The organism is Oscillibacter sp. (assembly GCF_032060045.1).
GTDB lineage: Bacteria > Bacillota > Clostridia > Oscillospirales > Oscillospiraceae > Oscillibacter.
The window spans coordinates 10433-20177 of record NZ_DAMBZJ010000029.1 but is presented as its reverse complement, the minus strand read 5'-3'; the positions used below and the strand labels follow the sequence as shown (position 1 = coordinate 20177).

The following is a 9745-nucleotide window of genomic DNA, read 5'->3' as shown; positions in this document are numbered from 1 at the left end:
GTCAAAGGTCTGGAGAAACCAGACAACGAGCGTGGCAATAAAAATGATGGTGAAGGCTCTTTCCAAAAAATCCTTCGCCTTATCCCAACAAAGCCGTCCAACGCTTTGAAGCGAGGGAAAGCGATAGTTGGGAAGCTCCATGACAAAGGGGACGGGGTTTCCTCGAAATACCGTGCCGTCCATGAGCTTTGCCGCAAGAATGCCCGCAAGAATGCCCATCAGATACAGCGAGGACATTACAAGCCAGCCCTTTCCGGGGAAAAAGGCGGCGGTAAACACACCGTAAATAGGGATTTTGGCAGAGCAACTCATAAAGGGGGTCAGCAGAATTGTCATCTGCCTGTCCCGCTCAGAGGCCAGTGTACGGGTGGCCATAATGGCGGGGACGGAGCAGCCGAAGCCGATCAGCATAGGCACGATGCTGCGGCCCGACAGGCCGATTTTCCGCAAAAGCTGGTCCATGACGAAGGCAACCCGGGCCATATATCCCGTGTCCTCCAAAATGGAAAGAAAGAAAAACAGCACCACAATGATGGGCAGAAAGGAGAGAACGCTCCCCACTCCCGCAAATACCCCGTCGATCACCAGAGAGTGAACCACCGGGTTCAGGTCGTACTGCGTCAGCGTCCGATCCACGATGGAGGTCAGGGCGTCGATGCCCATTGCCAGAAGATTGGAAAGGACCGCACCTACGACGTTGAAGGTAAGATAGAAAATGGACACCATCACGCCAAAGAAAATGGGCAGCGCCCAAATCCGATGGGTGAGCACCCGGTCAATCCGCTCGCTTCTTACCCGCTCGGCGGATTGCGAAGGTTTTACCACCGTGTCGCGGCAGACCCGCTCGATAAACTCATACCGCATATCGGCAAGAGCTGCGTTGCGGTCCATGCCGCGCTCTGTCTCCATTTCCGTGATGCTGTGTTCAATCAGATCCAGCTCGTTTTGGTCCAGCTCCAGCCGTGCGGCAACGTCCGAATCGCCTTCGATCAGCTTGGTGGCGGCAAAACGGACGGAGATACGGGCCGCCTGTGCGTGGTCCTCAATCTGATGGGCCACCGCATGAATGCACCGGTGGACAGGACCGGGGAGGCAAAAATCCTTGATGGCGGGAAGCGTACGGCACTTGGCGGCCTGCACCGCTGCGTCCACAAGCTCGCCCACGCCCTCGTTTTTTACGGCGGAAATGGGAACCACCGGAATACCCAAAGCTTTCGACATGCCCGCCACATTGACGGTGCCGCCGTTTTTGCGTACCTCATCCATCATGTTCAGCGCCAGAACCATAGGAATCTGCATTTCCATAAGCTGAAGTGTTAAGTACAAATTTCGCTCAATATTAGATGCGTCCACAATATTGATGATGCAGTCGGGTCGTTCGCCCAGAATGAAGTCCCGGGTGACAATCTCCTCCGGCGTGTAGGGGCGAATGGAATAGATGCCCGGCAAATCCACCACCGTGCAGTCCTTTTCTCCTCGTATTTCTCCGGACTTCTGGTCCACCGTCACGCCGGGGAAATTGCCAACGTGCTGGTTGGAACCGGTGAGCTGGTTAAACAGTGTGGTTTTTCCGCAATTCTGATTTCCGGCCAAAGCAAAGATCATGGCATGACCTCCACTTCAATGTTTCGGGCGTCCTCCCGGCGCAGCGATAGGGAATAACCCCGCACCAGCAGCTCCATAGGATCTCCCAGCGGGGCCACTCGCTCAATTCGCACTGTGGTTTTCGGAATGAGTCCCATGTCCAGCAGGCGGCACCGCAAGGCGCCCTGCCCGCCCACGGCGGTAATTACGGCCTTTTGGCCGATGGGTAAGGTATCCAACTGCATCTCATACGCGTCCCTTCGACGTTATTCGGATTGGGAGTTAGCAAACGGTAACTTCACAAAGTTAGTGTAGCATAACGATGCCCGCCTGTCAAACCCCTGTTTGTGGAAAGTGCACTTAAATTTTCGGCCCGGATTTGTGAAAAACAGCAGATCCGGGCCATGTATAAATACAAAAAGGCGCGGGGGACAAAAGGCCCCCGCGCCGGAAACGCGCGAAAATCCCAAAAAGTTCAAAAAGTTTGATCAATCCGCAAAATGATGATGTTAAGTCCCTGAAAGCAGGGGGGAAGTGTCAGCGCAATTCGCAGGTGGACTCAGATTGCTTGATGCTGCACAGCGCTGCGCCGATAGCCGTTGCAAAGGTGGCGTTTTCGGGAATGATATAGCGGATACCGTACAGCTTTTCAAACACCTGAAAAGATGGTTCCGCCTGATCCAGCGTGGTCATGGAGCCAGTGAGGATGACCGTGTTGGTTCCGCAGCAGCGGCAGGCCAGCACCGTCATAGTGCCGATGGCCTGAAGTACCAAATTTACTGCCCCGGCGGCAAGGTCTGCGGGGGAGGCGTCTTCGGCTAGATTTCCGAAGTTGGCTGCGGTCATGTCCGGGTGAAGCGTTTTGGCAGCCTCAGTGACGATATCCGCGATGCGCAAATCCACTTGAGAAAGGTCCCCGCCGACGGCCAGCTTCTTAATTTGGCCAAACCGTTCCACGCCCACCAGCTTGTGGCAAAGACCGCCCAGAGTGCCGCCGCCGATGCCGCTGCCGCACAGGTGCTCCACCGTTCCGTCCTTTGCCCATAGAAAGGCCGTGCCGGTGCCCATGGTCGCCACCACGCCCTCCGATTGTCCGGAGAGCGCCAGCGCTCCGGTGCCGCTGGCGGTAAATTCGTCCACCCGGCAGGTGGGAATGCCGTGGATATCCTCCTTAACATAGGAGGCGCCCACCCCGGTAAGCACAATCTGCTGCACGTCTTCCAGCCACAGGCGATTGCTGACAAGATAGTTTCCCAGTGCCCCAAATAACGATGTAAGCTGGTCTTCCGCCCGGACGCGGAGCATGGATATCACGGTTCCATGCTCGTCCAGACCCACAATTTTTGTGGTGGAGCCTCCAATGTCGATTCCCAGAATCAGCCCCATGTCTCTGGCTCCTTTCAGATGTGAACACCGCATGCGGCCATGTGTCCATCATTTTAAAATATGCTTGTATCATAGGGGAGAAGCGTGGGATTGTCAACTCAAAGAGTCGACAAATTTTTAAGGAAAAATTCAGAAAACATTGCTTTCCCCAGCAGGGAGCGCTATAATCTATGCAATTACCTCCGTTTTGGACGGAGTACGTATGAGGTGTGATATGAGCGTCCGCGGGAAACTCAATATGTCCATGCTTTGCGACTTCTATGAGCTGACCATGGGAAACGGGTACTATGAAACGGGCTTTCAGGACCGGATTACCTATTTCGACGTGTTTTTCCGTAGCGTGCCGGATCAGGGCGGCTTTGCTCTGGCGGCGGGACTGGATCAGGTGATCGAATACATCGAAGACCTGCATTTTTCGGAGGAGGACCTTCATTATCTCCGGGGGCGGAAATTGTTTTCTGAGTCCTTTTTGAACTATTTAAAGAACTTCCGCTTCACTGGAGATTTGTATGCCATCCCGGAGGGAACTCCGGTTTTTCCGCAGGAGCCGCTGATTACTGTCCGTGCCCCTGCCATTCAGGCCCAGCTCATCGAGACGTTTTTACTGCTGGCTGTGAACCATCAGAGCCTGATTGCCACCAAGGCAAACCGCATTGTCCGCGCCGCGAAGGGGCGCACGGTGCTGGAATTCGGCTCCCGCCGCGCACAGGGGACGGACGGTGCCATCACCGGCGCGCGAGCCGCCTATATCGGTGGCTGCGGGGGAACGGCCTGCGCCATTGCCGACCAGGTTTACGGTGTTCCCGCCGGGGGAACCATGGCCCATGCGTGGGTTCAGATGTTTGACAGCCAGTATGAGGCGTTTCGGACCTACTGCCGCCTGTATCCAAACAACGCAACGTTGCTTGTAGACACCTACAACACCCTCAAATCCGGTGTGCCGGATGCTATCCGGGCCTTTAACGAGGTTCTGCGGCCCTTGGGCATCCAAAAATGCGGCATTCGCCTGGACTCCGGCGACATGGCGTATCTTACACGCGAGGCCCGCAAAATGCTGGACGACGCGGGTTGGCCCGGCTGCGAGATATCTGTGTCCAACGCCCTGGACGAGTACCTGATTCAGGATTTGGTGCAACAGGGGGCAAAAATTGATATGTTCGGTGTGGGCGAGCGCCTGATCACGGCCCGCAGCGAACCCGTGTTCGGCGGGGTGTATAAGCTGGCGGCGGTGGAGGACGACGAGGGGAACATCCTTCCGAAAATCAAGGTCAGCGAGAATATCGCAAAAATTACGATTCCCCATTTTAAAAAGACTTATCGGTTGTACGATCGAGCCACCGGAAAGGCAGAAGCGGATTACATCTGTCTCCGTGACGAAGTTTTGGACGACACGAAACCTTTGGAGCTGTTTGACCCAATGGCCACATGGAAGCGGAAGACCCTGACAAATTTCACCGTGCGGGAGTTGCAGGAGCCGATTTATCTGGGCGGAAAGCTTGTGTACCGTCAGCCGGATCTTCGGGATATCCGAGCATACTGTGCCCAGCAGGTAGACACGCTGTGGGACGAGGTGAAGCGGTTCGATTATCCTCATAAATACTATGTGGACTTGTCCCCGAAGGTGTGGGAAATCCAGCACGAGTTGCTGAAGCAGAGCAGGTGAGGCCGGCGGACGTCGGCAAAGCGGCGGGCCGCCATGGCGGGACACCGGATTGACAGGAAGGGAGCGGTTTATGCGGCGGACGGAAGACAGACAGGTATGGAACCAGAGAATTGAACGGCGCATATCCGCCGTGTCCAGCATCGCTATGTGTGTGCTGACGGTGCTGGTGCAAATTGTGGTGACGCTGCTGTTGACCCGGCTTTTGAAGCAGCACGCAAGCCTTGCCTACGCATTTTTAGAACTGATGGGCGTGGTAATGGCCATGGGCGTGTTTCTCCGCTCAGGAAGCCCCAGCTATAAGCTTAGCTGGCTGTGTCTTCTGCTGGTCCTGCCGGTGGCCGGAATGCTGTTGTTCTTTTTATGGGGGGGTACCCATCAGGCAAAGACTCTGAGTTTGAAAAAAGTTCCGCCGCCTGCTGAGCGGGAAAGCGCCCGCCGTCAAAGCGAAAACAACGTGGCAAAGCTCACCCGGCAGGACCCGGCCATGGGCCGCGTGGCAGCCTACCTCCAGAAACGAGATTTTCTGCTTTACAACAGGACAACAGCCAAGTATTTTGGCGACGGCATGGAGTTTTTCGAGGATTTAATCAGCCACATTCAGCAGGCGGAGACGTATATTTTTCTGGAGTATTTCATCATAGCCGAGGGAAAAGTTTGGGACCGCATTCTGGACGCACTGAAGGAGCGGGCGACCGCCGGGGTAGAAATTCACATAATTTTTGACGACTTTGGAAATCTCACCCGCTTCTCCGATGCTATGATTCAGTCCATTCAGGACGCAGGCATTGAAATCCGGGACTTTAATCCGGTTCACCGCTATGTGAATCGCATCTACTTCAACTACCGTGACCACCGGAAAATTACGGTGATTGACGGTTGTTGGGCCTATACTGGCGGCATCAATCTGGCAGATGAATATGGAAATATCATTGAGCGGTATGGTCGGTGGAAAGACTCCGCCGTCCGCATTGAGGGAGACGGTGCATGGGCTTTGGCGGCCCAATTCATCCAGATGTGGGAGATGATGTACGGTACGCTGCCCAACGAGGACGACTATTACCGTCCCCGGACGGAGGGACCGGAGGTCCCGGGCTTTTGTCAGGCGTTTACCGACGGACCACTGAACAACCCAGATAACCCTATGGAGGATACGTTCTTTCAGCTTATCTCGTCGGCCACACGCTTTCTCTATATTACAACACCCTATTACGCTGTGGAGGAATCCATGCAGAAGGCGCTGTGCATCGCGGCAGACTCCGGCGTGGACGTGCGGCTGATGATGCCAGCCATTCCGGATAAAAAATATGCCTATATGGTGGCCGAAACCTATTGGGGTGAGCTTTTGTGCCATGGGGTGAAAATCTACAAATACACCCCGGGTTTTATCCATGCAAAAAGCGTGCTGGTGGACCGGAAAATGGCGCTGGTAGGCAGCCCGAATATGGACTACCGCTCCTTCCAGCTCCATTTTGAGAGCGCCGCCCTGCTATACGATATGCCGGTGGTGGAGGAGCTTTTGGAGGACATGGACGCCGTGATGGCGGAGAGCACCCTTTTCACCATGGAAGACTGGAAGAAGCGCTCGTGGCTTCGGCGGACCTTTGCTTCGCTTTTAAAGCTGGCTGCCATCTGGTTTTGACGCTTAAACCGGCGGGATTTTAGAGACAAGCAATAACACTTTACACATATTGGAGAAAAAACTATGCCAAAGGATCTGACTCCCTGTGAAACCGCGGAGCGAAGCATCATTAAAAAGTACCGTAAAACACTTTGGAACCCCTTCATTGCGGCCGTGAAGCGGTATGAGCTGGTGGCTCCCGGAGACAAAATTGCCGTGTGCATCTCCGGAGGCAAGGACTCCATGCTGCTGGCAAAGCTGATGCAGGAGCTTCGCCGCCACACCGACCGGCCCTTTGAGCTGACGTTTATGGTGATGGACCCGGGATACGCCCCGGAAAACCGACGGCTGATCGAGGAGAATGCCTCCACGCTGGAAATTCCCGTGACGATTTTTGACAGCGATATTTTTGACGTGACTGTGCAGGCGGACCGCAATCCCTGCTATTTGTGTGCGCGGATGCGCAGAGGCTTCCTCTATGCCAAAGCGCAGGAGCTGGGCTGCAACAAAATTGCGCTTGGACACCATTTTTCCGACGTGGTGGAAACCACCCTGATGGGCCTGCTGTACGGCGCACAGATTCAGGCCATGCCGCCCAAGCTGCACAGTAAAAATTTTTCGGGCATGGAGCTGATTCGGCCGCTGTACTGTGTCCACGAGGAAGATGTCATCGCCTGGAAAAATTACAACCATTTGCAATTTTTGCAGTGTGCCTGCCGGTTTACGGAGGAGCGAGACGCAGCTGAGGACGGGGTGGGCCACAGCAAGCGGCAGGAGATGAAGGTGTTGCTCCGGGAGCTGAAAAAGACGAATCCGAATGTGGAAAAATCCATTTTTGCAGCCATTCACGGGGTGCAACTGGATACCATGGTGGGTGTGAAATCCCGGGGAAAGGAATATTCCTTTTTGGACCTGTATGATCGAAAATTGGGGACTTGATTGTAAAGAAGGAAAAATAAGACAGCCGGTTGGCGGCGGAGACATTTGTGTCCCCGCGCCAACCGGCGGCTATTTTTATGTTATGAACAAATTTTTGGACACGGAAGGGTCATTTCTCCGGGGCCAGAGTCGGCCCGAAATATCCCTTGGGGTGGTTTCCGCTGTCAAACAGGTGGTTATACGCCATGATGCGATAACTGTTGTAAAGCCGCTCTTCTTTTTGAGAAAGCCCGCTCTCCTCTGTATCGCCAAGGAATGTTCCGTCGGTCTGTCCAAAGCCTACAGTGGAGTTAACAGGCAGCGTGTCTAAGAGTTTTTGATGCAGGCGCTCGTATCCGGTGAGCTGAATTCCCGCCAAATCCATGGTCAGCGTACCCAACAAATTTGCGCTGATGGTTACGCCCTCCTGCTCCGGCAGGTCGTAGTTGGCCCAGATGAAAAAGGGCGTTTCATACTGCTGAAAGACCTCTGCCGCCGTGCGATCATCTAGCTTTTTGCCGTACAGCTTCTCATAAAAATCGTTTCCTAGAGGGGGCTGATGGTCGCCGAAGAAGACAATCATCGTCCGCTCGTCGGAGGCCTTATAGTGCTCAATCAGCTCGCGAATGGCATTGTCGCTCTCCCGGAGAAGGGAGAAATACTGCGCTGCCACAGCAGAGGAGCCTTTGCTGCTTCCATCCAATTCCACAGTGCGCTCTAGGTTTTTCCAGCCCTGAGAGTAGCCGCTGTGGTTCTGCATGGTGACATTGAAAACAAACAAAGGGCCGTTCGTCTCGTCAGTGAGGCGGTAAAGCTGCTGATAGTCTGACGCGTCGCTGATGTAGTTTCTTATGTACTGAGGGTCCTTTACATCCTCTTGATACATCTGTCGGTCAAAGCCCATCCAACGATAGACGGACGTCCGGTTCCAGCCGGAGGAGAGATAGGGATGGAAAGCCACGGAACGATATCCCAGAGAAGACATCTGCGATACCATGGAGGGCATTCCGTCATAGCAGTATAGCTGATAAGCCACGGTGGAAGAGGGGAGAAACGCCAGAGAGTCTCCCGTGAGATACTCAAACTCCACGTTGGCGGTGCCGCCGCCGGTGACGGGGGAAATCATCGTGCCCTTCACCGTGTTCTCTGTCAGAGAATGCAGAAACGGCAGGGGGTCTTCCGTCAGCTCCAGATTGGGAAAGCTGGCCTGCATATCCGAAAAGGACTCATTCATAATCACCAGCAGATTTTCCGGCGGCGCAGCGGACACCGTTCCGCTCATAGTCCCGGCAAAGGTTCCACCGGCAATCTTTTGTGCCTCCTCCGCCGAATATCCATCCGGTGCGGAGACGAAGCTGTATCGTAAAGCGGTCATGAAATTCAGCATAAAGCCGTTTTGCTGGGTTTTCCACTGCTGTGCCCAGATGCCAACACTGGGAAGCAGCGGCGTGCAGAAAAAGCCGTATAGAAAAACGAAGGAGGCGGCAAAAGATCCAAACGCCGTAACCCTTCGCAGTTTTTGCCGACCCTTGGTCTGCTTGGGGACCAGAGCCAGCAGCAACAGGTACACCGCAAGAATACCCGCTGCAAGCCAGACGGTTTTATCTGGTCTGAAATCATAACCGGTGGCTACGTTGGCGGCAGTGCCCAGTGTCATCAAATCCACGGGGAAAATAATGCGTCCCCGGAACTTCAAAACATAGTGATTTGCAACCCCCAGCAAAAAGCAGAAAACTGCGCCCGCACCCGCGGCGGGCTTGAGCCGCCCTGTAAGCATCCGGCACGCCCAGAAAATCAGATAATACCAGAAGGCAGAAAAAAGAAGCTGGGTTGCATTCAGGGCGGTGAAGGGGTTGTTTTGGTTCAGATACTCCACGCACAGATACGAAACCCACGGCCCTAGTATAAAGAGAAGCCGGGCGGGGGTGCGTGCGTCGTGCAGCACTTTACGAAGCCAAAGCCGCACACGGGAAATCTTTTTTTCGGGAGGGGAGGAAAGCTCCTCCGGGCCGGAAAACTCGGTTTGAGGAATCAAAGTTTCGTTGCTCAAGGGAAAACGCTCCTTTCAAAAGCGGAGATGGCAGGCGGCACAATCCGCCTGCCATGCCGAAAAAGCGCTTACTTGTGCAGAAGGGGAGACAGAGGCTTGTAAATCAAAAAGCACAGTGCCACGGTCAAAACTCCCTTCAGGAAAGTAAACGGCATGTTAAAAGTGACAAGACATTCCCAAAGTCCGTTCACAGAGGGACGGATCGCCTGATACATACTCAGAATCACGTCAATGGGCATGAACTTGGCGTAGACAGGATATGTAAAATAATAGTTCAGCGGCACCGAAATGAGTGCCATGGCCACCGCACCAATCAGTGCGCCAATCAATGCGCCCTTGCGGCACTTGTGTTGGCCGAAGCGATGATAGATCACGCCCGCAGTGCCAACAAAAACGGCGCCCATCATAAAGTTTGCCGCCTCGCCCACGCCTCCAGTGGAGGTTTGCAGAAGGTGAAGGGCGTTCTTAATAAAGCACACCGCCACACCGTACCACGGGCCGAGGCTGAAGGCGGCCAGCAGAGCGG

At 54.5% G+C, this 9745-nt stretch carries 8 protein-coding genes; 3 read left to right on the top strand and 5 right to left on the bottom strand.

The genetic code is table 11. The features are described 5' to 3' along the window. From feoB to RT018_RS11840, 3 genes are all read right to left on the bottom strand, one after another. Positions 1-1605 (bottom strand): ferrous iron transport protein B (gene feoB, locus RT018_RS11850; RefSeq protein ID WP_312942234.1); only part of this gene is annotated, 1605 nt, incomplete at its 3' end. Continuing rightward, positions 1602-1829: a FeoA family protein gene (locus RT018_RS11845; RefSeq protein ID WP_312942231.1), complete on the bottom strand. Its 228-nt coding sequence runs from the start codon at positions 1827-1829 to the stop codon at positions 1602-1604. The genes RT018_RS11845 and feoB, both read right to left, overlap by 4 nt. 292 nt (positions 1830-2121) lie before the next feature. Continuing rightward, positions 2122-2970, bottom strand: a complete 849-nt coding sequence (locus RT018_RS11840) for a BadF/BadG/BcrA/BcrD ATPase family protein (protein ID WP_312942229.1) — start codon at positions 2968-2970, stop codon at positions 2122-2124. 214 nt (positions 2971-3184) lie between these two features. On the opposite strand from RT018_RS11840, the gene RT018_RS11835 reads away from it, so the two are divergent. From RT018_RS11835 to RT018_RS11825, 3 genes are all read left to right on the top strand, one after another. Further along, on the top strand, positions 3185-4633 hold the full coding sequence (locus RT018_RS11835; protein ID WP_312942227.1) for a nicotinate phosphoribosyltransferase: 1449 nt from the start codon (positions 3185-3187) through the stop codon (positions 4631-4633). A 70-nt stretch (positions 4634-4703) separates the two neighbouring features. Then, a complete protein-coding gene (gene cls / locus RT018_RS11830) occupies positions 4704-6272 on the top strand; it encodes a cardiolipin synthase (RefSeq protein ID WP_312942224.1) in 1569 nt (522 codons plus the stop codon). Positions 6273-6335: 63 nt separating this feature from the next. Further along, positions 6336-7190 carry an ATP-binding protein gene (locus RT018_RS11825; RefSeq protein ID WP_312942222.1) on the top strand — a complete coding sequence of 285 codons (855 nt, stop codon included), beginning with the start codon at positions 6336-6338 and terminating at the stop codon, positions 7188-7190. 109 nt (positions 7191-7299) lie between these two features. On the opposite strand, the gene RT018_RS11820 is transcribed toward RT018_RS11825, so the two are convergent. Continuing rightward, a complete protein-coding gene (locus RT018_RS11820) occupies positions 7300-9219 on the bottom strand; it encodes an LTA synthase family protein (RefSeq protein WP_312942221.1) in 1920 nt (639 codons plus the stop codon). A gap of 68 nt (positions 9220-9287) precedes the next feature. Next, positions 9288-9745: ECF transporter S component (locus RT018_RS11815; RefSeq protein WP_312942219.1), on the bottom strand; the 458-nt coding region annotated here is incomplete at its 5' end.

Coding starts and splice junctions, on each gene's coding strand:
- RT018_RS11845 (WP_312942231.1), bottom strand. CDS start 1,829: ATGCAGTTGGATACCTTACCCATCGGCCAAAAGGCCGTAATTACCGCC.
- RT018_RS11840 (WP_312942229.1), bottom strand. CDS start 2,970: ATGGGGCTGATTCTGGGAATCGACATTGGAGGCTCCACCACAAAAATT.
- RT018_RS11835 (WP_312942227.1), top strand. CDS start 3,185: ATGAGCGTCCGCGGGAAACTCAATATGTCCATGCTTTGCGACTTCTAT.
- cls (WP_312942224.1), top strand. CDS start 4,704: ATGCGGCGGACGGAAGACAGACAGGTATGGAACCAGAGAATTGAACGG.
- RT018_RS11825 (WP_312942222.1), top strand. CDS start 6,336: ATGCCAAAGGATCTGACTCCCTGTGAAACCGCGGAGCGAAGCATCATT.